At 66.6% G+C, this 23,684-nt stretch carries 19 protein-coding genes; 14 read left to right on the forward strand and 5 right to left on the reverse strand.

The genetic code is table 11. From position 1 onward, the window contains the following. The first annotated feature begins 2 nt into the window (after positions 1-2). The 6 genes from BAU07_RS13650 (at position 3) to BAU07_RS13675 (ending at position 7,099) form a co-directional block, all read left to right on the forward strand. The gene (locus tag BAU07_RS13650) at positions 3-695 is read left to right on the forward strand and encodes an amino acid ABC transporter permease (protein ID WP_066658621.1); all 693 of its coding nucleotides are present in this window, start codon (positions 3-5) and stop codon (positions 693-695) included. A 35-nt stretch (positions 696-730) separates the two neighbouring features. After that, positions 731-1,492 carry an amino acid ABC transporter ATP-binding protein gene (locus BAU07_RS13655; RefSeq protein ID WP_066658623.1) on the forward strand — a complete coding sequence of 254 codons (762 nt, stop codon included), beginning with the start codon at positions 731-733 and terminating at the stop codon, positions 1,490-1,492. 29 nt (positions 1,493-1,521) lie between these two features. After that, positions 1,522-2,493 carry a Bug family tripartite tricarboxylate transporter substrate binding protein gene (locus BAU07_RS13660; RefSeq protein ID WP_066658625.1) on the forward strand — a complete coding sequence of 324 codons (972 nt, stop codon included), beginning with the start codon at positions 1,522-1,524 and terminating at the stop codon, positions 2,491-2,493. A gap of 28 nt (positions 2,494-2,521) precedes the next feature. Continuing rightward, complete coding sequence (locus tag BAU07_RS13665) at positions 2,522-4,807, forward strand: molybdopterin-dependent oxidoreductase (protein WP_066665434.1); 2,286 nt, start codon at positions 2,522-2,524, stop codon at positions 4,805-4,807. Between the two features lie 97 nt (positions 4,808-4,904). Next, the gene (locus BAU07_RS13670) at positions 4,905-5,939 is read left to right on the forward strand and encodes a M14 family metallopeptidase (RefSeq protein ID WP_066658626.1); all 1,035 of its coding nucleotides are present in this window, start codon (positions 4,905-4,907) and stop codon (positions 5,937-5,939) included. A gap of 182 nt (positions 5,940-6,121) precedes the next feature. Then, positions 6,122-7,099, forward strand: coding sequence for a Bug family tripartite tricarboxylate transporter substrate binding protein (locus tag BAU07_RS13675; RefSeq protein WP_066658627.1), 978 nt, complete (start codon positions 6,122-6,124; stop codon positions 7,097-7,099). A gap of 117 nt (positions 7,100-7,216) precedes the next feature. Here BAU07_RS13675 and BAU07_RS13680 read toward each other — a convergent pair whose 3' ends face one another. Genes BAU07_RS13680 through BAU07_RS13690 form a run of 3 tightly spaced genes read right to left on the reverse strand, consistent with a single transcriptional unit; the run spans position 7,217 to position 10,879 of the window. Beyond that, positions 7,217-9,154 carry an AMP-binding protein gene (locus BAU07_RS13680; RefSeq protein ID WP_198168796.1) on the reverse strand — a complete coding sequence of 646 codons (1,938 nt, stop codon included), beginning with the start codon at positions 9,152-9,154 and terminating at the stop codon, positions 7,217-7,219. Positions 9,155-9,159: 5 nt separating this feature from the next. Then, positions 9,160-10,053, reverse strand: a complete 894-nt coding sequence (locus BAU07_RS13685; RefSeq protein WP_066658632.1) for an HpcH/HpaI aldolase/citrate lyase family protein — start codon at positions 10,051-10,053, stop codon at positions 9,160-9,162. A gap of 31 nt (positions 10,054-10,084) precedes the next feature. Then, positions 10,085-10,879, reverse strand: coding sequence for an enoyl-CoA hydratase/isomerase family protein (locus tag BAU07_RS13690; protein WP_066658634.1), 795 nt, complete (start codon positions 10,877-10,879; stop codon positions 10,085-10,087). Between the two features lie 176 nt (positions 10,880-11,055). Here BAU07_RS13690 and BAU07_RS13695 point away from each other — a divergent pair, with 176 nt between their 5' ends. Beyond that, positions 11,056-11,709 (forward strand): TetR/AcrR family transcriptional regulator, encoded by a 654-nt coding sequence (locus BAU07_RS13695; protein WP_066658636.1) that lies wholly within the window; start codon positions 11,056-11,058, stop codon positions 11,707-11,709. Between the two features lie 29 nt (positions 11,710-11,738). Here BAU07_RS13695 and BAU07_RS13700 read toward each other — a convergent pair whose 3' ends face one another. Beyond that, positions 11,739-12,719 (reverse strand): Bug family tripartite tricarboxylate transporter substrate binding protein, encoded by a 981-nt coding sequence (locus BAU07_RS13700; protein WP_198168797.1) that lies wholly within the window; start codon positions 12,717-12,719, stop codon positions 11,739-11,741. Between the two features lie 284 nt (positions 12,720-13,003). Between BAU07_RS13700 and BAU07_RS13705 the strand changes: the two genes are divergently transcribed. The 4 genes from BAU07_RS13705 (at position 13,004) to BAU07_RS13720 (ending at position 16,769) form a co-directional block, all read left to right on the forward strand. Then, entirely contained in the window at positions 13,004-13,834 is an 831-nt protein-coding gene (locus BAU07_RS13705; RefSeq protein WP_066658638.1) for an enoyl-CoA hydratase-related protein, read from the forward strand. A gap of 4 nt (positions 13,835-13,838) precedes the next feature. Further along, a complete protein-coding gene (locus BAU07_RS13710) occupies positions 13,839-14,468 on the forward strand; it encodes an enoyl-CoA hydratase/isomerase family protein (protein WP_066658641.1) in 630 nt (209 codons plus the stop codon). Positions 14,469-14,606: 138 nt separating this feature from the next. Beyond that, the gene (locus BAU07_RS13715; RefSeq protein ID WP_066658644.1) at positions 14,607-15,749 is read left to right on the forward strand and encodes an acyl-CoA dehydrogenase family protein; all 1,143 of its coding nucleotides are present in this window, start codon (positions 14,607-14,609) and stop codon (positions 15,747-15,749) included. Positions 15,750-15,803: 54 nt separating this feature from the next. Continuing rightward, positions 15,804-16,769, forward strand: a complete 966-nt coding sequence (locus BAU07_RS13720; RefSeq protein ID WP_066658647.1) for a Bug family tripartite tricarboxylate transporter substrate binding protein — start codon at positions 15,804-15,806, stop codon at positions 16,767-16,769. A 20-nt stretch (positions 16,770-16,789) separates the two neighbouring features. On the opposite strand, the gene BAU07_RS13725 is transcribed toward BAU07_RS13720, so the two are convergent. Next, positions 16,790-18,298, reverse strand: coding sequence for a tripartite tricarboxylate transporter permease (locus BAU07_RS13725; protein WP_066658650.1), 1,509 nt, complete (start codon positions 18,296-18,298; stop codon positions 16,790-16,792). Positions 18,299-18,554: 256 nt separating this feature from the next. Here BAU07_RS13725 and BAU07_RS13730 point away from each other — a divergent pair, with 256 nt between their 5' ends. The 3 genes from BAU07_RS13730 (at position 18,555) to BAU07_RS13740 (ending at position 23,679) form a co-directional block, all read left to right on the forward strand. Continuing rightward, on the forward strand, positions 18,555-20,357 hold the full coding sequence (locus tag BAU07_RS13730) for a chloride channel protein (RefSeq protein ID WP_066665436.1): 1,803 nt from the start codon (positions 18,555-18,557) through the stop codon (positions 20,355-20,357). A gap of 102 nt (positions 20,358-20,459) precedes the next feature. Continuing rightward, positions 20,460-21,986, forward strand: a complete 1,527-nt coding sequence (locus tag BAU07_RS13735) for an ATPase domain-containing protein (RefSeq protein ID WP_066658653.1) — start codon at positions 20,460-20,462, stop codon at positions 21,984-21,986. Then, positions 21,979-23,679, forward strand: a complete 1,701-nt coding sequence (locus BAU07_RS13740) for an ATP-binding protein (RefSeq protein ID WP_198168798.1) — start codon at positions 21,979-21,981, stop codon at positions 23,677-23,679. The genes BAU07_RS13735 and BAU07_RS13740 overlap by 8 nt, the downstream gene beginning before the upstream one ends. Positions 23,680-23,684: the final 5 nt, after the last annotated feature.

Below are 23,684 nucleotides of genomic sequence, written 5' to 3' on the forward strand. Positions count from 1 at the left end.
GCATGCTTCAGGTTCTGCACGACTACGGCACGATGTTCCTGGTGGGCTCCTGGCCCGGCGGACCGCTGGGCGGTTTCGCCGCCACCCTGGTCCTGGCCGGCGTGGGCCTGGCGGTCTCGTTTCCCCTGGCGATATGCCTGGGCATGGCCCGCACCAGCAGCCGCCGCGCGGCGCGTTGGCCCGCCACCGCGTGGGTCTACACGTTCCGCGGCATCCCGCTGATCATGATTATCTTCTGGGCCTACTTCGTACTGCCCGCGCTGACCGGCGCGACGGTGCCGGCCTTCACGACGGCGCTATGCGCCATCGTGCTGTACGAGTCGGCCTTCCTCGGCGAGATCGTGCGCGCCGGGCTGCAGGGCCTGCCGCCGGGCCAGACGGAAGCCGCACGCGCCCTGGGCCTGTCGTACGGCCAGACCATGCGCCACGTGGTGCTGCCCCAGGCGCTGGCCAACATGATCCCCTCGCTGGTGAACCAGTTCGTCTCCACCATCAAGGCCACGTCCATCGTCTACGTGATCGGCGTGCAGGAAGTGACCTTCGCGGCGCAGCAGGTCAACAGCATGGAAATGACGCACGCGCTGCAGACCTTCCTGGTGCTGGCCGCCTTTTACTTCGTGCCCTGCTTCGGCCTCTCGCGCCTGGCCGGACGGCTGGAACGCGGACTCGCACGCAAGCGCCTGCGCGCGGCATGACGCACGCCGCCCCACGGATCGCGACGGAGACCTCGATGATAGAAATGGACCAGGTACACAAATGGTATGGCGACTACCACGCCTTGGACGGCATATGCGGGCGCGTCGAAAAAGGCAAGGTCGTGGTGGTGTGCGGCCCGTCCGGTTCGGGCAAGTCCACCATGATACGGACGATCAACCGGCTGGAGGCGATCCAGGGCGGGCGCATCCGGGTCAATGGCCAGGATGTGTGCGCGCCGGGCCGGGATATCAACCGGCTGCGCGCCGGCATCGGCTTTGTCTTCCAGCAGTTCAACCTGTTTCCGCACCTTTCGGTGCGGGAGAACATCCTGCTTTCGCCCACCCGGGTCGCTCGCATGCCGCGGGCGCAGGCCGACGAACTGGCGCGAGAACTGCTGGCCAAGGTGGGGCTGGAGCACAAGATCGACGCAATGCCGGCCAGCCTGTCCGGCGGACAGCAACAGCGCGTGGCCATCGCGCGAGCGCTGGCGCAACATCCGCCGCTCATCCTGTTCGACGAGCCGACCAGCGCGCTGGACCCCGAAATGGTGGGCGAGGTGCTGGCCGTGATCCGCAAGCTCGCCGCCGAGGGCATGACCATGATGGTCGTCACCCACGAGATGGCCTTCGCGCGCGAGGTCGCCGATCGCATCTGGTTCATGGACGCCGGCCGCATCCTGGAGGACGCCACGCCCGGGCGCTTCTTCTCCTGCCCGACGCACCCGCGCGCGCAAAAGTTTCTCTCGGACGTCGTGCGTCCGGACCTTTCTTTCGACCATCAACGGCCGAGCGTGTAGCCACGCAACAGGCCAACAAGGGGAATACCATGCTTTCAAAACGCTACGCCGCCCTGCATTTCGCCGCGCTGTGCGCCCTGTCCGCGCCCGCTGTCGCCCAGGCCGCCTTTCCGGAGCCCGGCGTGCCGGTACGCATCGTCGTCGGCTTCCCGCCCGGCGGCGGCGCCGACGTGCTGGCGCGCGCGGCCGCGATGGGCGTTTCCCGGACGCTCGGCACGAACGTGATCGTGGAGAACCGGCCCGGCGCCAGCGGGATCATCGCCACGGATTATGTAGCGCGGGCCAAGCCCGACGGCTACACGGTGTACATCGCCACGCCGGGTTCGCTGACCATCCTGCCCAGCCTGCAGAAGGTGCCCTACGACCCTGCGCGGGACTTCGCGCCCATCTCGCTGCTGGTCACGATGCCCAACGTCCTGGTGACCAGCCCCTCGTCCGGCATCGACAGCGTCGGCGACCTGATCGCGCGCGTCAAGTCGGGCAAGGATGTCACCTATGCCTCGGGAGGCAACGGCACGATCGGACAGATGGCGGCCGAGCAGTTCAAGATGATGGCCGGCGTCCACATGCGCCACATTCCCTACAAGGGCACCACGCCCGCACTGAGCGACGTCGTCAGCGGATTGGTGGATATCACCTTCTCCGATCCATCGGTCAGGACGCTGGTGGCGGGCGGCAAGCTGAAGGCCCTGGCAGTCACCACCGCGACGCCCTCCGGCGAATTCCCGACGGCGCCGCCGATCGCCCAGGCCGGCATTCCTGGCTACGAGCTGACGAACTGGTACGGCGCGATCGCGCCGGCCGGCGTGCCGGCAGACATCGTCGAAACACTCAACCGGGCCTTTGCCGCCGCCATGGCCGACCCTGAGGTAGGCCGCCAGCTGGCAGCCTCCGGCATGACGGCGACTTCCAACACGCCGGCACAGTTCGGCGAGCTGATGGCAAATGAGCGCGGCAAATGGGCGGAGCTCATCAAGAAGGCCGCCATCCGCCTGGATTGACGCGGACATGTCCATCCCGGAGACCGACATGACATCCACGCGGACGGGCGAACGCCGTTATCCGCAATTGGCGCACTGGGGCGCCTATACCGCCGTGGTGCGGGACGGCCGCCTGGTCGCCTGCGAACCGTTCGCCCTGGACCCGCGCCCATCGCCGTTGCTGGACGCCATCGTCCCGATGGTCTATTCGCCGCGGCGCATCGCGCGACCCGTGGTGCGCAAGTCCTGGCTGGATTCGCGCGGCGCGCGCGGACGCGACCTGCGCGGACGCGATCCCTTCGTCGAGGTCGATTGGGACCAGGCCTTGGCACTGGTCGCCGACGAGATCACGCGTACCCGCGCGGAGCACGGCGCGTCCGGCATCTTCTGCGGCTCCTACGGGTGGTCGTCGGCGGGCCGCCTGCACCACGCGCGCTCGCTGATCCGGCGCTTCTACTTCGCCGGCGGCGGCGGGGTCGACCAGGTCGGCAACTACAGCTGGGGCACGGCGCAATTCCTCCTGCCCCATGTAATCGGCACCTATGCACCGCTGACCGGCAGGGTGACATCCTGGCCCAGCATCGTCGCGCACACCGAGGTCTTCGTGGCCTTTGGCGGCCTGGCGCTGAAGAACGGCCAGGTATCGTCGGGCGGCGCCGCCGAACACACACAGGAACATTGGCTGCGCGAACTGGCCGCCGGCGGCGCACGGGTCATCAACATCAGTCCGACCCGCGACGATTGCCCGGCTTTCCTCAACGCCGAGTGGATACCGATACGCCCGAACACCGATGTCGCCCTGATGCTCGCCCTGGCCTGGGAACTGCGCCGCCTGAACGCGCACGACCCCGACTTCCTGTCGCGCTGCTGCGTCGGATACGACGCGCTGGAGGCCTACTTCCTGGGCCGGTCGGACGGCACGGCCAAGACGCCTGAATGGGCGGCGTCGGTCACCGGCGTGCCGGCGCAACGGATACGGGAACTGGCGGCGGCGCTGTGCGGCAAACGCAGCTACCTGACATGTTCCTTCGCCGTCCAGCGCGCGCAATACGGCGAGCAGCCTTACTGGATGGTCATCGCCCTGGCGGCCATGCTCGGGCAGATCGGGCTGCCCGGCGGCGGCTTCGGCTTCGGCCATGGCTCCATGAACGGCGTCGGCAACCCCCGCATCGCCACACCGGGTCCGGAAATGCCCGTGGGTCGAAACCCCGCGGGGCTCTCGATACCCGTGGCCCGCCTGACCGACATGCTGGAGCACCCGGGCGCCCCCTACGCATTCCAGGGCGAAACCCGCCACTATCCCGATATCCAGCTGGTCCACTGGGCCGGCGGCAATCCCTTCCACCACCACCAGCAGTTGAACCGCCTGTTGAACGCCTGGCGCGCCAAACCGCGCACCATCGTCGTGAACGAGATCTGGTGGACCCCGGCGGCGCGGCATGCCGACATCGTGCTGCCGATCACGACTTCGCTGGAGCGCAACGATATCGGCGGATCGTCGCGCGACCGATACGCGCTGGCCATGCACCGGGCCATCGATCCGGTCGGCCAGGCGCGTGACGATTTCGACGTGTTCGCCGATCTCGCGCGCCGGCTGGGCTATGGCGAGCGCTACACCGAAGGGCGCGGCGAAATGGACTGGGTGCGTCACATCTACGCGCGCTTCGCGTCCGCGCAAGGCCACGCCGCCGCCGCGCTGCCGGATTTCGATGCGTTCTGGCGCCAGGGCTACGTCGAACTGCCGGCGCCGCAGCACGATTTCGTGCTGTTCGAGGAATTCCGCGCGGATCCGCCGGGCCATCCGCTTGGAACGCCGAGTGGACGGATCGAACTCTATAGCGAAACGCTGGCCGCGTATGGCTGCACCGATTGCGGACCGCATCCGCGCTGGATGGCACCGCGCGAATGGCTGGGGGCCGACGCGGCGCAGAAGCACCCGCTGCACCTTTTGACGGTGCAACCGGCCGACAGGCTGCACAGCCAGTTGGACCCCGCGCCGCTGGCGCAAGCCAACAAGGTGGCGGGATGCGAGGCCTTGCGCATCCACCCCCATGACGCCCGGCAGCGCCGGGTGCGCGCAGGCGACGTCGTGCGGCTGTACAACGACCGCGGCGCCTGCCTGGCCGGCGCCGTCCTGGACGAGGGCCTGCTGCGCGGCACCGTCGTCATGGCCACGGGCGCCTGGTTTTCGCCCGATCAAGGCGGGAATGCGCCCGAGCGCGCCGGAACGGCCAATGTGCTGACGCTGGACATCGGGACTTCCTCGCTGACCCAGGGACCCAATGCCATGAGCTGCCTGGTGCAGGTGGAGCGCTGGAACGGACCGGCCGCGTGAGGCGCCATCCGCGCCTGTCACCAGGCGATAAAAACGCGATGCCACGCAGGAGCGTGGTGTCGCGCAGACGGAAAACAGGATCACACAGGAGTTTCGAATGGGATTGATCAAGGACTTTCTGGCCGGGCGCGAAGGTGAAGCCCGGTGGCATGGCATGGTGCCGGTCGGTTCGATGTCCTCGGGCATGCCGGTTGGATTGCCCTTCGTCGCCGTGCGCGGCGCCCGGCCCGGCAAAACCTTATGGCTGCACGGCCAGGTGCACGGCGACGAAATCAATGGCATGGTCGCGGCCTTGCGCTTCGCCGCGGCGCTGGATCCGCAGACCATGCAGGGCAATGTCGTGGTGACGCCCACCGGCAATCCGCATGCGCTGGACGCCCGGCGCAAGCGCAATCCCTACGACGAGCTCGACCTGGACCAGTGCTATCCGGGCAGTCCGCGCGGTCTGGTGTCCGAGCGGCTGGCGCACGCCCTGTTCGCGGAGATCCGCGATACCGCGAGCCTGGTGGTCAACCTGCACACCATGAACGCGCTGTTCGACTCCAAGCCCTACGCCGTGTACAAGCTGCACCCGGATAGCGGAATCGACGAGGCCGAGCTCCTGGCCGCGATTGCACTGTTCGAGCCCAATGTGGCGTGCCGCATGGATGTAGGCGGCAAGGGCGAGCTGCCCGGCAATATCGCGGGCGCGCTGGACTACCAGTGCCTGGCCGGGCGCATCCCCGCCTTCATGCTGGAGCTGGGCGGAGGCAGCCGCTACGAGGCCGCCCACGTCGCCCTGGCCGAGCGAGGCTTCCTGCGCCTGGCGGCCCGCCTGGGCATCCTGCCGCATCCCGCCGCGGCGATCGACGTGGCGCCCGCCACCGTGCGGCGCGTGACGCGGCGCGGCTGGATCACCTTCGACCACGGGGGCCTGTTCGTTCCCGCCGTGCAGGCCGGCGACACGCTGCCCGCGGGCGCCCTGCTGGGAACGTCGATGGATATCCACGGCAGGGCGCGGGAGGAAGTCCGCGCTGCCGGCGCCTGCATCGTCATTGGCTTGCGCCGCGATCCCGTGGTGCATACAGGCGAACGCGCCGCCTTCGTCGCCCACGACTGGGACGAGGTCGCGCTCGGCCCGGATCGCGGTTAGCAGGCCGGGCGGCGGCGGTCCGGCCGTCCGGCGGGACCGCCGGATCGGTTACATTAACTTCCGCTGTAGCCTGCGTACATCGCAGCCCGATGCCAGGATGTCCCTGCACCGGTCCGGGCCTGGCTGGTACGAAGCGCGACAGCGTATTCCCCAGAACCATAAGACAGACCCGGAGCACTTTCATGGATATCGTACGTCGCCGCCTCAACGCGGCCGCGCTTGGCCTGGCCAGCGTCGCCCTCGCCCCACGGATTTCCTTCGCCGAGGACAAATGGCCCTCCAAGCCCATCCGCGTCATCGTGCCTTTCGCTGCGGGTGGCGCCAATGACCTGCTGGGCCGCGCCGCCGCCGAAGGCATGGCCAAGGCGCTGGGCGCCAATGTCGTCGTCGAGAACAAGCCGGGCGCGGGCGCCGTCATCGGTACCGACTACGTGGCCCGCGCCGATAACGACGGCTATACCTTCCTGATCAGCGCCGCCGGCGTCATCTCCAACAGCATGATCCGCAAGGTGCACTACCAGGACAGCGACCTCGTCCCGGTGGTGATGGTCGGCCTGGCGCCGTCGGTCATCGTGGCCCCGGCCAATTCGCCGTACACGTCCCTGAAGGACTTCGTCGAGGCCTCCCGCAAAGGCGCGGGCCTGCATTTCGCCACCGCCGGCACCGGCAGCACGCCGCACTTCGTCGAAGGCATCCTGACGACCAAGTATGGCGCCAAGCTGGACCTCGTTCCCTACAAGAGCGGCTCGGAGTCGGTCTCCGCCGTCATCGGCAACCAGGTGGACGCCACATCCGAAGCCAGCATCGTCGTGCTGCCCATGATCCGCTCGGGCAAGCTGAAGGCGCTGGCCTGCACGTGGTCGGAGCGGATCGCGGCCTATCCCGAATTGAGCACCGCCGCCGAGCAGGGCTTTCCCGACATCAAGATCGCCCACTGGGCCGGCGTGCATGCCCCCAAGGGTACGCCGGACGTCATCCTGGACAAGGTCGCGGCCGCGGTGGACCAGGCCATGAAGGACCCCGCCAACGTCCAGAAGCTTACCGCCCTGGGGATCGAACCCGTCGGCGGTACGCGCGCCTCGTTCGCGAAATTCTGCGACGAAGAACGGGCGCGTCTGGGCGCCGTCGTCAAGGCCACCGGAATGCGGCAGGAAAGCTGATGGGCGGGCGCGGGGTGCCACGGCGCCCCGTCGTGGCGGCGGGGCCGCTGCCACGATACGCATCATCGGTGCGGCGGCGTCGGGCGGCCGACCGCGTCGCGCCGTGGCCTTGCGCGCTCAAGACTGCCGAATGACGTACGGAATGGCGTATCGCGAAAGGATTTCCTCCGCCTGCCGATACGCCTCGCCGGTGCCTCCGCGCAGATCGAGGGTCAGCTTCAGGCCGCTGCCGCCCGTATTCGCCACATCGAGTTCCCACGCACACGCGACCGGCTGCAAGACCTGGTCGAAGACGCGCCTGGCGGCGTCAACCTGCAGGATGTGCTTGATGGGCTTGCCCACCGCCGTGAGCGGCAGCTTGTCGAGGACGATGATTTCCTTCGGCACGGCAGGACGCTCCGGAATGCGGTCGGCGGCGTAGCGCAGCAAACCCTCGGCGGTGACCTGGGCGCCTGGATGCAATTCCACGTAGGCGATCGGCAGTTCCCCGGCGTGCGCGTCCGGCTTGCCGACCGCGGCGGCCTGCGCCACCCAGGGCGATTGCAGCAATGCGTCCTCGATCAGGCCCGGTTCGATGTTGTGGCCGCCGCGAATGATCAGGTCCTTCTGGCGACCGCTGATGCGCAAGTAGCCGTCGTCGTCCATGCAGCCCAGGTCTCCGGTCACCAGGAAGCCATCGGGGCGGAACACCCCGCGATCCTGCGCCGGGTCCAGGTATCCCGCCGCCACGCCGGGACTGCGCACCAGCACCATCCCGATTTCACCGGGCGCGCAATCGCCCAGGATTTCGCCGTCCTTGTCCAAGCGGACGATCCGTACCGTCGTGTAGGGCACGCGCAGTCCTGAACAGCCGCGCCGGATCTCGCCGTCGCGCGGATCAACCGCGACGTGGCTGGTGTTCTCGGTCAGGCCGTATGTCTGCAGGGTGCGGGCCCCCGTAATCGCGCGGATGCGCTCCTGGATGGCCGGGGCCATCGCGGTGGACCCCGTGGCGAAATAGGGGCGCAGCGAGGAGATATCCTCCGTGGTGGGCGGGTTCTTGGCCAGCACCGACAAGGTCGTCGGCACGCCGGAAATCTGCGTGATACCGAAGCGCTCCACATAGCGCCAGTAGTTGGCGATGTAGGTCTTGTCGCGCGCGCCGTGCATGCTCGGAATGACGGTCGTGTTGCCGTCGGCCGTGCAGACCAGGCCGCGCACCAGCAGGCCGCCGATATGGAACAGCGGCGTGTCCGACAGAATCACATCGTCGGGCGTGAAAGCCAGGCATGCATTGGCGGCCCATTGCCGGAATACCATGCCGCCGTGCGTCACCTTGACGATCTTGGGATGGCCCGTCGTGCCACCGGAATGGACGTAGCAGGCAACGGTATCGCGCTGCGCCGTGGGACGCGCGAACGAAAGGCCGTCCCCGGCATGGCGGGCGGCCTCGGTCAGCAGGTCGCCTGCATGCGGTTCGGCGAAGGGATCGTGCAGCGTGAGCAGCACGCATGGCCGTCCGAGCTTGGCCACGGCCGCATTGACGTTCTCCCAGATGGAGAAACCTGGCGTAGGGCCCAGCGCGACGATCGTCTTCGCGCCGGAGCGGCCGATCAGGTCCGCCAGCGCATCTCCGCTCAGCATCCAATTGATGGGGAAAGGACGCGCCGCCAGCAGGCCGCCGATGAACAGCGCGAAAAGCGCGGGCACGGTCGGACTGACGATGGCCACCGCATCCTCGGGCCCGACGCCGTGGGCGCGCAGCATGTTGGCGATGCGCAGGGCATGCCGCTCCAGGTCGGCGAACGACCAGGTCAACAGCTTGCCATCCGGATCGCCGTTGTCGGTGGCGTGCAGGGCGGGACGCTGCGGGTCGTTGCGGCAGCCATCGAGCAGGTTCATGGCAAAGTCCCAGCGCGTGATGCGCTGCTCGATCGGAATTTGCTCGATCGCCAGGACGTCGGCCATCGAGCGCAGCGGCGGGTACCGCCGCGCAGGGACGCTGCCCTCCGGTCCGATGTCGGGAGCGGCGGCCTGGGCCTGGACTGCAGCTTGGGCTTGCGATGCGGTGGACATGGCGGTCATCGTCCCGCCAGAGCCAGCGTACGCTCCGCCAGCCGCGCATTGGCATAGTCCACCATCATGCCGCGATACCTGACGGCGCCCAGGCCGCGCGCTTCGCCCTCCCGGAAAGCGGCCAGCAGGCCGCGCGCATGCTCGATTTCCTGCGCGCTGGGGGTGAACACCTCGTGCATCACGGGCACCTGGGAAGGATGGATGGCCATCTTGCCGGCGCAGCCCAGTTCGCGCGCCAGCAGGCATTCGGCGCGCAGCGCATCCAGGTCCTGCAGGTTCATGAAGACGCCGTCGACGATCCATTCGATGCCGGCGGCGCGCGCGTCCACCACCATCTTGCCGCGGGGATAGGCCAGCGCGAGGCTATGCGGTGTCCATCGGCCGCCCAGGTCGACCATGAAGTCGCCCTCTTCCGCACTGGCCAGCGCCACGCCTCCGACGCGGGGGGTGGCGACGCAGAGGTCGTAGGTATTGCGCAAGCCCAGGCAAGTCTCGATGAGAGGCACAATGTCCAGCCGGTTCGCCGGCAGGCCGTGCCCGGTTTCGAGTTCAGCCAATACCGCTGCCACGGCGAGCAGGTCGTCGGGCCGTTCCGCCTTGGGCACCACCACGCCCATGACCTGCGTCAGGTCGCCGGCCATCTTCAGGATCGCCAGATCGCTGGCGAAATCGCCCGCGCGGGGATTATGGATGCGCAAGTAGGTCGGCTTCTTCAGGCCTTGCGCCAGCACCGTGGCCACGTTCGCGCGCGCCTCGTCCTTGGCATTCGCCGCGACCGAGTCCTCCAGGTCGAAGATCAGCGCGTCGGCCTCACCGCCCTGCGCTTTGATCAGGAGTTCGGGGCGGCTGCCGGGCGCGAACAGCAAGGTACGGTACATCTTCCGGGTGGATGCGGTCATGGCGTGCTATCGAGGTTGGACAAAGCGAGGGTCAGCGGCCCTGCCATACGGGTGGGCGTTTTTCCAGGAAGGCACGCGGGCCTTCCCGGGCGTCTTCGGTGGTGTAGAGAAAGGCCGCGAGATCCTGTTCCAGGCGCAAGGCATCCTGCAGCGACATCTCGGCGCCGCGCACCACGGCGGCCTTCGCGGTCCGCACGGCGACCGGCGCATTCCCGGCCATTTCCTGGGCCAGCGCCACGGCGCGGTCCAGCAGTTCGGCTTCCCCCACGACGTATTCGACGAGGCCCAGGGCCAGCGCCCGGGCAGCGTCAACAGTGCGACCGGTGAGGATCATCTCCAATGCGTGCGGCGTCCCGATGCGGCGCGACAGGCGTTGCGTGGCCCCATTGCCGGGCATCAGGCCGCGCTTGATCTCCGCGCAGGAAAACGCCGCAGTGTCGGCGGCGAATATGAGATCACACTGCAATGCCAACTCCACGCCGCCGCCGATCGCCTGGCCATTGACCGCCGCGATAACGGGTTTGTCGAACGTCGCGATGCCTTCGTGCTGTTCGGCACGCAAGCGCTTCAATTCCGCGACCGGCAGCTCCGCGCTGAGCCTGGCGAACTCCCGCAGGTCCATGCCGGCGCAAAAAGCGCGCGAACCGCTGCCCGTCAGCACCGCGGCGCCCAACGCCGGGTCGCGCCCTATCGCCGCGAAGGCGTGGCGCAACTCCTCGCGCATCCGCATGCTGATCGCGTTCATCGCTGCGGGGCGGTTCAATGCAACCACGGCGACCTGCCCTTGTCGCGTCACGATGATCGTCTCGTATGAAGCTGAGGTCATAAGGCAGGGCGACGTGGCGCCGATGCGGAACGTTAGAATGGCGCGCGCTGCACGCGCACGATTTAATCGACTGATTGAATGTACGTGAGGCCCATCGAGAAGTCAATCAAGCGATTGATTAAAACGCGCAAGACTTATCTCTTACAATCAAGGCCCTACCCCTATCTATGCAAGCCATGGCGAAAGCGAGCAAGGCCACCAAGGCCGTTGAGATCGAAGCGAGCACACCCGAACGCATCCTGCTGGCGGCGGAACGCCTGTTCAGCGAGCGCGCCATCGGCGATGTCAGCCTGCGCGAAATCACGGCAGCCGCCGGCGTCAACAGCGCGGCCGCCCACTATCACTTCGGGTCCAAGGACGCGGTGCTCGACGAGCTCTTCGCGCTGCGTGCGCGCCCCATCGCGGAGCAGCGCGAACGCTTGCTCGGCCAGGTCAAGGTCGACCGGCAGGGACGACCGGTGCTTGAGGAAATATTGCGCGCCTTCCTGCGCCCGGCGCTGGACATCATGCGCACGCCGGAAGGTCTTGCCTTCACCATGCTGCGGGCGCGCATGGTGTTCGAACGCGAGGAAGTCAAGCGCAAGGTCCTAGGAAGGGCCTTCAACCAGACCAACAAGATGGCCCTCGACGCCCTGGCCAAGGCCTTGCCCAAGCTGTCGCAACACGAGCTGTACTGGCGCTTCCATTTCTTGCTGGGCACCATGGTCTACACGATGGCCAAGCCCGGCCGGATCGAAGCGATATCGCATGGCGAAATCGATACCTCCGACCCGGAGGCGGCGCTGGAGCACATGGTGCGTTTCGCCGCGGCGGGCTTCAGGGCCCCCTAGGGCCCGTGCATGTTCCGGCATCCGCGGCCCTAGTCCAGCTTCAGGTTCGCCTGCTTGACGATGCCGGCCCACTGCTGCAATTCGCTGTGTATGCGCGCGGCCATCTCGCCCGGGGTGGAGCCCACCGGCTCATAACCCAGCTCCTGGATGCGCTTCTGCATCTCCGGCGCGTGAATCACCTTCACCATGGCCGCATTCAGCTGGCGCACGATCGCGTCGGGCGTCCCGGCCGGCGCCCATAGGCCCTGCCAGCCTGTCATTTCATAACCTGGAACCGTCTCCGCGACGGTCGGCACGTCGGGCAGTACGGCCAGGCGTCGCGGCGAACTGACCGCCAGGACTTTGACCTTGCCGGACTTCACCAGTCCGATCGAGGCGGCGACGGGGTCCAGTTTCAGCTGCACGACGTTGGCCAGCAGGTCCGGCGTGGTGTTGCTGCGATAAGGCACATGCGTCATGCGCGTGCCCGTCATCCGCTCCAGCAACAGCCCGCCCAGGTGCGCGGCGGAGCCGGGGCCGGTGGATGCGTAGTTGACGCTACCCGGCCTGGCCCGGTTCAACGCGATCAGCTCCGCGATGCTCGACGGCCCGAAACTTTCGTTCGCGATCCACATATAGCCCAGGTTCAGTGTCAGGCCGATCGGGGCGAGATCGCGCTCGGGCTGGTACGGCAGGTCCTTGTAGAGCGGCGGGTTCATCGTCGCGATCTGGTTGAACCCATACAACAGCGTATAGCCATCCGGGGTGGCCTGCGCCACCTTGTTCGTGCCCACGATACCGGCCGCGCCGGGCAGCGTCTCCACCACCATGGCCTGACCCAGTTCCTTGCCGAGCGCCGCGCACACGATGCGGGCCAGCACATCCGGGCTGCCACCGGGAGAACTCGGCACGATGACGCGGATGGGCCTGGAGGGATAGGCGTCGGCGCGCGCGTCCGCGGGGCCCAGGCCCAGCGCCGCGCAGAGCGCCAGGGCGAGCCCCGCGCCCAGGGTTTGCATGAAGGTCTTCACAGGGTCTCCTCGCTTTTTTTGTGTGAGCGTCGGCGGCGGCACATGGCCGGACGCGCCGCGCGGGACCGTACGGCTCCGGCTCATGCCCGGTAGCGATCGGCCCAGCCGGATGGTAATTCAATCATGTGATTCATTCAATCAACCGATTCAATCAATCATATGATTGATATACACTGGCCTGCCCTGCCGGTTCGCCCGGCGCGCCCCGGGGGCCGGTGATCCGGGTTTGTATTCCGCCTGTCCCGATCGCATGAAGGCCGCCCGTTTTCCACCTGGAGAAGTCCATGCAATACGCCCATGCAGGCGTCGACGCGCAAGCCTTGCAATGCATCGCCGCGACCGTGGATGAAGGCATCCTGACGATATGCCTACAGCGTCCGGAGGAAGGCAACGCGATCAACCCGAGGATGTCCAGCGAACTCGACGCACTGCTGGCTCGCGTGGCGGCCGACGACGCCGTCCAGGTGGTGGTGCTGCGCGGCGCGGGCGCGGATTTCTGCGTCGGCCTGGACCTTGGAGAGCCTGCGGCCCTGGCGGATCCGTCCGCGTCGCAGGCGCCGCGCGACACGCCCCATGGCTGGCGCACACGGAGCCTGCGCAAATTGCCCCAGCCGGTCATCGCCATGGTCCATGGACAATGCCTGGGAGACGCGCTGGCCATCCTGGAAGCCTGCGACATCGTCATGGCTGCGTCCGACGCCGTGTTCGGCGCCACGGGGCCGCGGGAGCACAGCGGCCTGAGCGGGGCCTCCGCGAAGGCGCTGCCCAGGGTCATGGCGCCCCGGGCGGCACGCTATTTCCTGCTCACCACACAGCGTTTCGATGGCGAAGAAGCCGCGCGCAACGGCCTGGCGACGCGCAGCGTGCCACCCGCGCAACTTGAAGCCGCCACGCACGAGCTGGCGCGCGAATTGGCGGGCAAGGACGCGATCGCGCTGCGATTTACCAAGGAAACACTGGATTGCGCCCCGTCGATGTCCTGGGACGCCGTCCTCAGCTATACCGCCGCGAAGCAGGCGGAACTCAAGGTATTGCAGGCGGGCCGTCCGTCGTCCCGGGCGGCCGCCGTCGAAAACTTCCTGGCCGGCAAAAGCAAGCCCGGACTGGGAGCTTAGCGCGATGCTGCGGATCACCGATCTGGACGGCGGCGTGCGCTGCATCGGGCTCGACCGCCCCGCCAAGCGCAACGCCATCGGCGTCGAACTGACGCTGGCGCTGGAAGACGTACTGCTCCGGACCCGGCAGCGCGGGGATATCGCGACCCTGGTGTTCCATGGCGTGGGCGCGCACTTCTGCGCCGGCATGGACATGAAGGATTTCTTCGACAGCTCCACGCGCACGCCGGAAGAACTGCGCCGCGCGCGGGCGGCGACGGAGAATTGGCGCACGCGGCTGCTGCGCACCATGCCGCAGACGATGATCAGCGCCGTGCAAGGCTATTGCCTGGGCGGCGCGATGCCCATACTGGAATCGTCGCACGTGGTCCTCGCGTCCGCGGATGCGCGCTTCGGTTTGCCGGAGATCAACTTCGGCTTCGTGCCCGGCGGGCAAATCATCAAATCCGCATCGAACGTGATGACAACCCGCGGACTGCGATATGCGGCCCTGACCGGACGCCCATTCGACGCGCGGCAGGCCCTGCGGTGGGGCCTGGTCACACGCGTCGTCGACAGCGATCCCTACGCGGAAGCGTGTCGCGTTGCCAGCGGCCTGCGCGCCGGAAACTCGCGAATCCGCGCCGATGTTTGACCGCCGCAAGGGATGAACTGTATGATTGAATCGATTGATTAAATCACTTAATTGAATATACGGATTGCCGCGCGGCCGCCCCTTGTCCGCATGCGGCGCGCCGTTCCAACGACTCCCTTTCTGCAAGGAACCGCTGGCGTGGAATTCGGATTGACGAGCGACCAGGTCGCAATGCGCGACCACGTGCGCGCACTGCTGGACGACGTGTGCAGCATGGAATACGCGGCACGGTGCGACGAGACGATGACGCCTCCCCGCGAGGCCTTCGAGGCACTGGCCCGCAACGGCTGGCTGGGACTGATCGCACCGGAGGAATACGGCGGCGCCGGCGCCGCGCCCACCGACCTGGCCCTGCTGCTGGAGGAAACCGGCAACCACTTCGAGGAACTCGGCCTGTGGCTGTTCCGCAATTTCACCTACGGCTGCTATGCCATCCTCAAGCATGGCACCGACGAACAGAAGCGGCGCATCGTGCCGGGTGTGGTCAAGGGCGAGCTGTCCTTCGCCTTCGCCCTGACCGAACCGGATTCGGGCTCGGATGCCGCTGCGCTGCAAACCCGGGCCGTCGCCGATGGCGACCACTTCGTCATCAACGGCCGCAAGGTGTTCACCTCGGGAATGGACATCGCGGACTATGTGCTGCTTGCCCTGCGCACCAGCGACCTGGGCAAGAAGCAGCTTGGCATCAGCACCTTCGTGGTCGACACCCGGCTTCCCGGCATCGAGATCCGCAAGATCCCCACGCTGGGCCAGCATGCCATCGGCACGACGGAAGTGACTTACACCGACGTCCGGGTGCCGCGCAGCGCCGTGCTCGGCGAGCTGGACAAAGGGTGGGCCATTTGCGAAGACACGCTGCGCTACGAACGGCTGTGCCTGTCGGCCGCCCGCATCGGCGCCGCCCGCCGCGCGTTCGAGTTCGCCCTGGACTACGCCAAAACCCGCCATCAATTCGGCAAGCCGATCGGCAGCTTCCAGGTGACGCAACACAAATTCGCCGACATGAAGGTCATGCTGGATGTCGCACAGACCATGATCCGCCGCTATGCATGGCTGATGGAAAACCAGCAGGCCGAACGCGCCGACACCGCGGTCCTCAAGTACTACGTGGGCGAATCGTACAAGACGATCTCCGACATGTGCCTGCAGATCCTCGGCGGCTATGGCTATTGCATGGAATACCCGATGCAGCGCTTCTTCCGCGATTCGCGCCTGGCAACCATCGGCGGCGGGACTTCTGAAATACAGAAAAACATCATTGCCGCAACGCTCGGCCTTTGATCAACAGCAGCCCGCAGAGGCTGCCGGACGATTCGATGATGGGTGGAGACAACCATGACCAGACGAAGATTCCTGGCGGCAGCCCTGCTGGGTGCGGCCTCACCGCTATGGGCCGGCGCGGCCGAGCCCTACCCGGCCCGGCCGCTCAAGTTCGTGGTGAACTTTCCTCCGGGCGGCGCGGCCGACACCATGGCGCGCATACTGGGGCAGAAACTCGGCGAGGCCCTGGGCCAGGCGGTGGTGGTCGAAAACCATGCCGGGGCAGGCGGCGCGGTGGGCATGATCTACGCCAGCCGGCAAGCACCGGACGGATATACCTTCGCCCTGGGGACGCTGGGGTCCGCCATTACGCAACCGCTGATCTCGGCCACCTCGTATGACATGTCCAGGGACTTCACGCCGGTATCGCTGATCGCGACCGGGCCCGCGCTGGTGGTCACCAGCGGCGCGTCTCCCTACAAGAGCCTGGCCGATATCGTGGCCGCCGCCAGGGCCAACCCTGGCAAGCTGAATTACGGCTCCGGTGGCATCGGGACTTTCGCGCACTTGTGGGGCGCCATGCTGAACGACACCGCGGGAATCAAGATCACGCACGTGCCCTACAAGGGTGGCGGCCAGGCATTGAACGATGTGCTGGCCAACCGGCTCGACATGATCGCCGTCGATCCGCCGGCGGCCCTGCCGCATATCCGGTCCGGCGCGCTGCGCGCCGTGGCGTACACCGGCGCGAGCCGCAATCCGCGCTTCGCCGCCATCCCGACGGTGGGCGAAGTGGGCTATCAGGCACTTACCGGGGCAAACTGCTGGAGCGTCTGGATGCCCGCCCGCGTACCCGCGGCGGTGATCGCGACCTTCCAGCAGGCCCTGGCCAGGGCGATGAACGACCCCGCGCTGCGAGCGCGTTTCGTCGAACTGGGCGCGGAGCCCATGCACACCACGCCCGAAGAACTGCGCCAGTACGTCGCCACGGAAAGCGCCAAGTACCGCCGCGTAATCCAGGAGCAAGGCATCAGGGCCTGAGTTACCGCGACTTCGAGCCCTTAGCCCGCTTCTTCGACAAAGGCTTCGGAACGCGTCCGGCGTATCGAAGGCAGGGCCACGATCAGCACCAGCGCGGCGGCCGCGCCGAGCAGCCCGGCCGACAGCGGCCGGTCGATGAAGGTGCCGAAATCGCCACGTGACAACAGCAGCGCACGGCGGAAGTTCTCTTCCATCATCGGTCCGAGCACCAGCCCCAGCAGCAAGGGCGCGCCTTCGCACTTGAGCTTGTACCAGACATAGCCGACCACCCCGAATACAGCCGTCACCAGGATGTCGAATACGTTGTAGTTCAAGGAATAAACGCCGATGGTGCAGAAGATGATGATCGCGGGAAACAGCACACGGTAGGGAACGCGCAGCAGCTTGACCCAGATGCCGATCAGCGGCAGGTTCAGCACGACCAGCATCAGGTTGCCGATCCACATCGAGGCGATCAGGCCCCAGAACAGGTCGGGATGGCTGGACATCACCTGCGGGCCGGGCTGGATGTTATGGATCGTCATGGCGCCCACCATCAGGGCCATGACCGCGTTGCCCGGAATACCCAGGGTCAGCAGGGGAATGAACGAGGTCTGCGCCCCGGCATTGTTGGCCGACTCCGGGCCGGCGAGACCGGCGGGATGGCCTTTGCCGAACCGTTCGGGGTTTTTACTGATCTTCTTTTCAAGGGTGTACGAGGCGAATGCCGACAGCACCGAACCGCCGCCGGGCAGGATGCCCAGGCAGGATCCCAGCGCCGTCCCGCGCAGGATGGCGGGCGCGGCCTCGCGCAGCTCCTGGCGGTTCGGATAGAGCGAGCCCACCTTGTCGGCGATGCTGACGCGGTTTTCCTTCTGCTCCAGGTTGGAGAGGATTTCCGAAAAGCCGAACACGCCCATGGCGACGATCGCGAAATTGATGCCGTCCTGCAGCTCCGGAATGCCGAAGTCATAGCGCGCGACGCCGGAATTGACATCGGTGCCGACCATGCCGAGCAACAGGCCCAGCACGATCATCGCGATGGCCTTCAGCAGCGAACCCGACGCCAGCACCACCGCGCCCACCAGGCCCAGCGTCATCAGCGAGAAATACTCGGCCGGTCCGAATAAAAAGGCCACCTCCGCCAGTGGGGGCGCGAAGGCGGCGATAACCATGGTGGCCACGCTGCCCGCGAAGAACGACCCCATTGCGGCCAGGGCCAGGGCCGCTCCCGCGCGGCCGTTGCGGGCCATCTGGTGTCCATCCAGTGTCGTCACCACTGCCGAAGTCTCGCCCGGCAGGTTGACCAGTATCGCGGTGGTGGACCCGCCGTATTGCGTGCCGTAATAGATGCCCGCCAGCATGATGAGGCCTGCGATGGGCGGCAGCACATAGGTGATCGGCAGCAGCATCGCGATGGTCGGGACCGGGCCCAACCCGGGCAGCACACCCACCAGCGTGCCCAGGATGCAGCCGAGCAAGGCATACAGCAGATTTTCCGGCGAGAAAGCCACCGAAAAGCCGAGTGCCAGATGATCCCAAAGTTCCATGGTGACTGCGCCCTCCTACATAGGCTGTGCGTCGAACCGGCATCGGCGCCGCGCCACCCGCCCGGGCGACATCACACACTGACAGCGGATTGAAAAGAAGCTGTCGCGAATCTTACCGACGGCTGTCGTGCGGGACTATTAGGGATACCTCGTAGTACGATATATTTTTTTGCGTTTCCCTTCTTCGTTTCCCTTCGTCCCATCGCAGCTCGCCATCCGCGTGTTGGCACCCCATATCGATCACCAGGAACCATCCGTGCACGGAGATAAATCAAAGGGCGACTTCGCCGCCAACGCGCGTTTGCTGCGCATCGCCGTCATCGCCGCCGTCATCGGCATGCTCAGCACCTTCACGGCCTATTGCCTGCTCAAGCTCATCAGCTTTTTCACCAACCTGTTTTTCTTCGGCGTGCTGTCGTTCGAGCACCGGTCTCCGGCGGAAAACACACTGGGACTGTGGGTCATCGCGATTCCCGCGCTGGGCGGACTCATCATCGGCCTGATCGCGCGCTTCGGCACGGAGAAGATACGCGGCCACGGCATTCCGGAGGCCATCGAGGCGATCCTGTTCGGCAAAAGCAAGATGTCGCCGAAGGTGGCGGTGCTCAAGCCCCTGTCGTCGGCGATTGCCATCGGCAGCGGCGGCCCGTTCGGCGCCGAAGGTCCGATCATCATGACGGGCGGTGCGATCGGTTCGCTTATTGCGCAGCACTTTCACCTGACCAGCGCGGAACGCAAGACCTTGCTGGTGGCCGGTGCGGTCGCCGGCATGACGGCCGTTTTCGGCACACCGATCGCGGCCGTGATGCTGGCGGTCGAGCTGCTGCTGTTCGAACTGCGGCCGCGCAGTTTCCTGCCCGTGGCCATCGCCTGCGCGGTGGCCGGCTTCGTGCGCCCGCTGGTGCTGGAAGGCGGCGCCCTCTTCCCCCTGCAGACCGAGGTGCTGGGCCCGGTCGGCCTGCTCTCCTGCGCGGTCGCCGGCGTGCTGGCCGGGGCGATGTCCTGGGGCCTGTCGACCTCCCTGTACAAGGTGGAGGACCTTTTCGGCAAGCTGCCGTTCCACTGGATGTGGTGGCCGGCGCTGGGAGGACTGGCCATCGGCATCGGCGGTTTTTTCCAGCCGCGGGCCCTGGGCGTCGGCTACGACGTCATCGGCGACCTGCTGCACAATCACCTGGCGGTGGGGGTCGTGATCGGGTTGATCCTGGTCAAGGCCGTCATCTGGGTCATCTCCCTGGCGTCCGGGACCTCGGGCGGCGTGCTGGCGCCCTTGCTGATGATGGGCGCCGCGCTGGGCGCGGTACTGGGACCGATCATGCCGGGCGGCGAACCCGCCCTCTGGCCCATGGTGTTCATGGCCGCCACGCTGGGCGGTATGATGCGCGCGCCCATCATGGCGGTTCTCTTCGCCTTCGAGCTGACGCACGACATCAATGCCCTGCTCCCCCTGCTGACGGCATCGTCATGCGCCTACGGGTTCACGGTGCTGGTCATGCGGCGCTCCATCCTGACGGAAAAAATCGCGCGGCGTGGCTATCACATCTACCGCGAATACGGCATCGACCCGCTGGAGCGCCACTTCGTGAGCGAAGTGATGACGGCGCAAGTGCAGACCATCGACGCGGAAACGCCGGTCGGCACCGCGCTGGAGATGCAATTCGGCCCGGCACAGACGCACCGCGCCTACCCCGTGGTGCGCGACGGCGCGCTGGTAGGCATGATCGACAAGGCGGCCCTGCTGGCGGGTATCCAGAATCCGGCGGTTCGGACCATGGGCGATCTGTTCGGCGCCAATGTGCCCATCATGGCCCTGCCCGGCGAAACCTGCCGAGTCGTAGCCAACCGGCTCGCCGTGCACGGGCTCGAACGCTTGCCGGTAGTCGATGACGCGCAGTCGCGCCGCCTCGCCGGCATGATCAGCCGCAGCGACCTGGTCAAGCCGTCCCTGGCGTTCTCAGAAGAGGAAGACCGCTTCGAAACCTTGCGCCGGACTCCGCTGCATGCGCTGCGACAACGGCTGGCCAAGGCGCGGCGGGGCGAGGACCGCATCGCCAGCTGAACACCGCCGTGCCGTCCGCTCCGCTTACGGCAAGGTCTTCCAGATCGGCAGCAACCCGTTTCAACTAATATGGTGGGTTAACGCGGGTTGACCGAGGAAGCCATGAGCACGGAACAAGGTCCAGACGATATCCACAACGAAGATCCGCCACGTATTTCGACGGGAGATCGCGGCCTTGACGATATCCTGAATGGCGGATTCGATCCGGACCGGATGTACCTGTACGAGGGCAATCCCGGCACGGGCAAGACGACACTGGCCATGCAGTTTCTGCTGGAAGGCGCGCGGCGTGGGGAAAGCGTCCTGTATATCGCCCTATCGGAAACCCGCCGGGAGCTGGATCTGGTGGCCAAACGCCACGGATGGACACTGGACGGCATACAGATCTTCGAACTCGTTTCGCTTGAAACAGCCTTGAATCCCGACCGCGAGCTGACGGTGCTGCATCCCGCGGAGATGGAACTTAGCGAGACCACCAAACTCATTCTTGACAAGGTCGAGGCCATCAATCCCTCACGGGTAGTGCTGGACAGTCTTTCCGAATTGCGCCTGCTGGCCCAGGGTCCGTTGCGCTATCGTCGCCAGGTGCTGGCCCTGAAGCATTTTTTCGCCAGCCGCAGCTGCGCGGTCGTGCTGCTGGACGACCTCGCGTCCCGGGACGACGACCTGCAGCTTCATTCGATTTCGCATGGTGTCGTCGTGCTGGAGCAATTGGCCGTCGACTATGGCGCCCAACGACGCCGCCTGCGCGTGATGAAGATGCGCGGCATCGACTACCGGGGCGGCTACCACGATTTCACGATCAAGAAAGGTGGCCTGTCCATCTACCCGCGTCTCGTGGCAGCGGAGCACCACAAGAGCTTTGCCGTGGAGAAGATGTCCAGCGGCAATGCGGAACTCGATACCCTACTGGGCGGCGGCCTGGAACGGGGCACCAATGCGCTCATCATCGGCGCGGCGGGCGTCGGGAAGTCGTCACTGGCCCTCACGTATGCCCTGGCGGCCGCCCAGCGGAACGAACATGTGGCGTTCTTTGCCTTCGACGAAGGTCGCGGCACGCTCGAAAGCCGCGCCGGCACGCTGGGCATGGCGCTGCAGCCGGCAATGGAGAAAGGCCGGCTACGGATTCAGCAGATCGATCCGGCCGAGCTTTCGCCGGGCGAATTCGCTTCCATCGTCCGCCGCAGCGTCGATGTCGACGGCGCACGGGTCGTGGTCATCGATAGCTTGAACGGCTACTTGAACGCGATGCCCGATGGCCGGTTCCTTATCCTCCAGATGCATGAGCTGCTGAGTTACCTGGGCCAACAAGGCGTCCTGACGATACTGGTTCTTGCCCAGCACGGGCTGGTGGGTCCCATGGACACCCCGCTCGATATCAGCTATCTGAGCGATTCCGTCATCATGCTGCGCTATTTCGAATACGCCGGCCAAGTGCGCCGCGCGCTGTCGGTGGTGAAGAAACGCAGCGGGGACCATGAACACACGATCCGCGAATTCAAGCTTTCGCCGCGCGGGCTGAGGGTGGGGCCGCCACTGACCGCCTTCAGCGGCGTACTGTCCGGAACACCGCAGTACACGGGGGACGACCGGCCGCTCATGCCCGGGGAGAACGATGGGCATGCCTGAATCGGGCGAAGGCCGCGTCCTGGTCCATGCGCCCATCGGTCGTGACGGCGCGGCGTGCGTCGAATTGCTGCGCCGCGGCGGACTGGACGCGAAGGCCTGCGCGAGCGTGGACGAACTGCTGGCGGAAGCGGATGCCGGCGTGCTGGTCGTCTGCATGACCGAGGAGGCCCTGTTCGGCAAGAACCTCGCCGAGGTCGCGGCCTGGGTGGCGAACCAGCCGGCGTGGTCCGACCTCCCTTTCGTGGTCCTGACCAGCCGTGTCGAACAGCCGGCGGTGGCCGCCTGGCGCGAGAAGATGGTGACAGCGCTGGGCAACGTGTCCTTGCTGGAGCGCCCCGTGCAAAGCCTTGCCCTTTCGACGATGGTGCGCACCGCCGCGCGCGCGCGGGTGCGGCAATATCAGGTCAAGGCTCTCCTGCAATCGCAGGAGAACGCCGCCGCGGTCCTGGAGGACACGGTCAGGGCAAGAACCGAGCAACTGGAAAACGCCAACAGGGAATTGCGCCACCAGATGGCCGAACGCGCACAGGTCGAGGAAACCCTGCGGCAGGCCCAGAAGCTGGAAGTCCTGGGCCAATTGACCGGCGGCGTGGCGCACGACTTCAATAATCTGCTCATGGTGATCTCCGGCGGCCTGCAACTGCTGGACAGGCAGGCCGATCCGGAACGGCGGCAGCGTCTGGCCGTGACGATGCAACGCGCCGTCGCGCGGGGTGCCGGGCTGACACGGCAGTTGCTGACGTTTGCCAGGCGCCAAACGCTGCAACCTCAGGTGGTGGACCTCGCGCGCCAGATCGGCGGCATGCGTGAAATGCTGGAGCGCAGCCTGCGCGGCGACATCGACGTGGCGCTGCACGCGGCGCCCGAATCGTGGGCCGTGGAGGTCGATCCTGGCGAACTGGAACTGGTTGTCCTGAACCTGGCCGTCAATGCGCGCGACGCCATGCCCGGCGGCGGGACAATCGATATCCGCACTGAAAATCTCGCCGACCTCAACGAAGGTGATCTGCGCGGCGACTATGTCTGCCTGTCGATGACGGACTCCGGGACCGGGATGACACCGGAGGTCAAGGCACGGGTCTTCGAACCTTTCTTCACCACCAAGGACGTCGGCAAGGGCTCCGGCCTGGGACTGGCGCAGGCTTATGGCTTCGCCCGGCAATCCGGCGGTACCGCTCAGATCATCAGCGAGTGGGGCCAAGGCACCACCGTGCGGCTGCTGCTGCCGCGCTCGCACAAGGCCGTGGAGACGCCGGCGGAAACATGCCAGAGTCCGGCGCCTGCGCCCGCGCGGGCCGAATTCCATGTGCTGCTGGTCGAGGACGACAATGAAGTCGCCGCCTTGACGATGGAGATGCTCATGCAGCTCGGCTATGAAGTTACCCGGACCGCCAGTCCCGCGGCTGCGCTGGGCGCACTGGCGGACGGCAGAAGCATCGATGTGGTCTTCTCCGACATCATGATGCCGGGCGGCATGAGCGGGGTGCAATTGGCCCGCGAGATACGCAAGCGCAGGGCGGACTTGCCGGTGGTGCTGACAACCGGATACCTGGGCAGCGAAGCGCGCGGGGCGGAAGCCGACGGCATCCTGCTGCTGCCCAAGCCCTATCGGATCGAAGACCTGGGGACGGCGCTCGAGACCGCGCTGGCCCGACGGAGCACGCCTTCCTGGCGCGGCGCGCGCACGTCCTGACCCCC

The sequence above is a fragment of the Bordetella flabilis genome (assembly GCF_001676725.1).
Classification (GTDB): Bacteria; Pseudomonadota; Gammaproteobacteria; order Burkholderiales; family Burkholderiaceae_B; genus Bordetella_C; species Bordetella_C flabilis.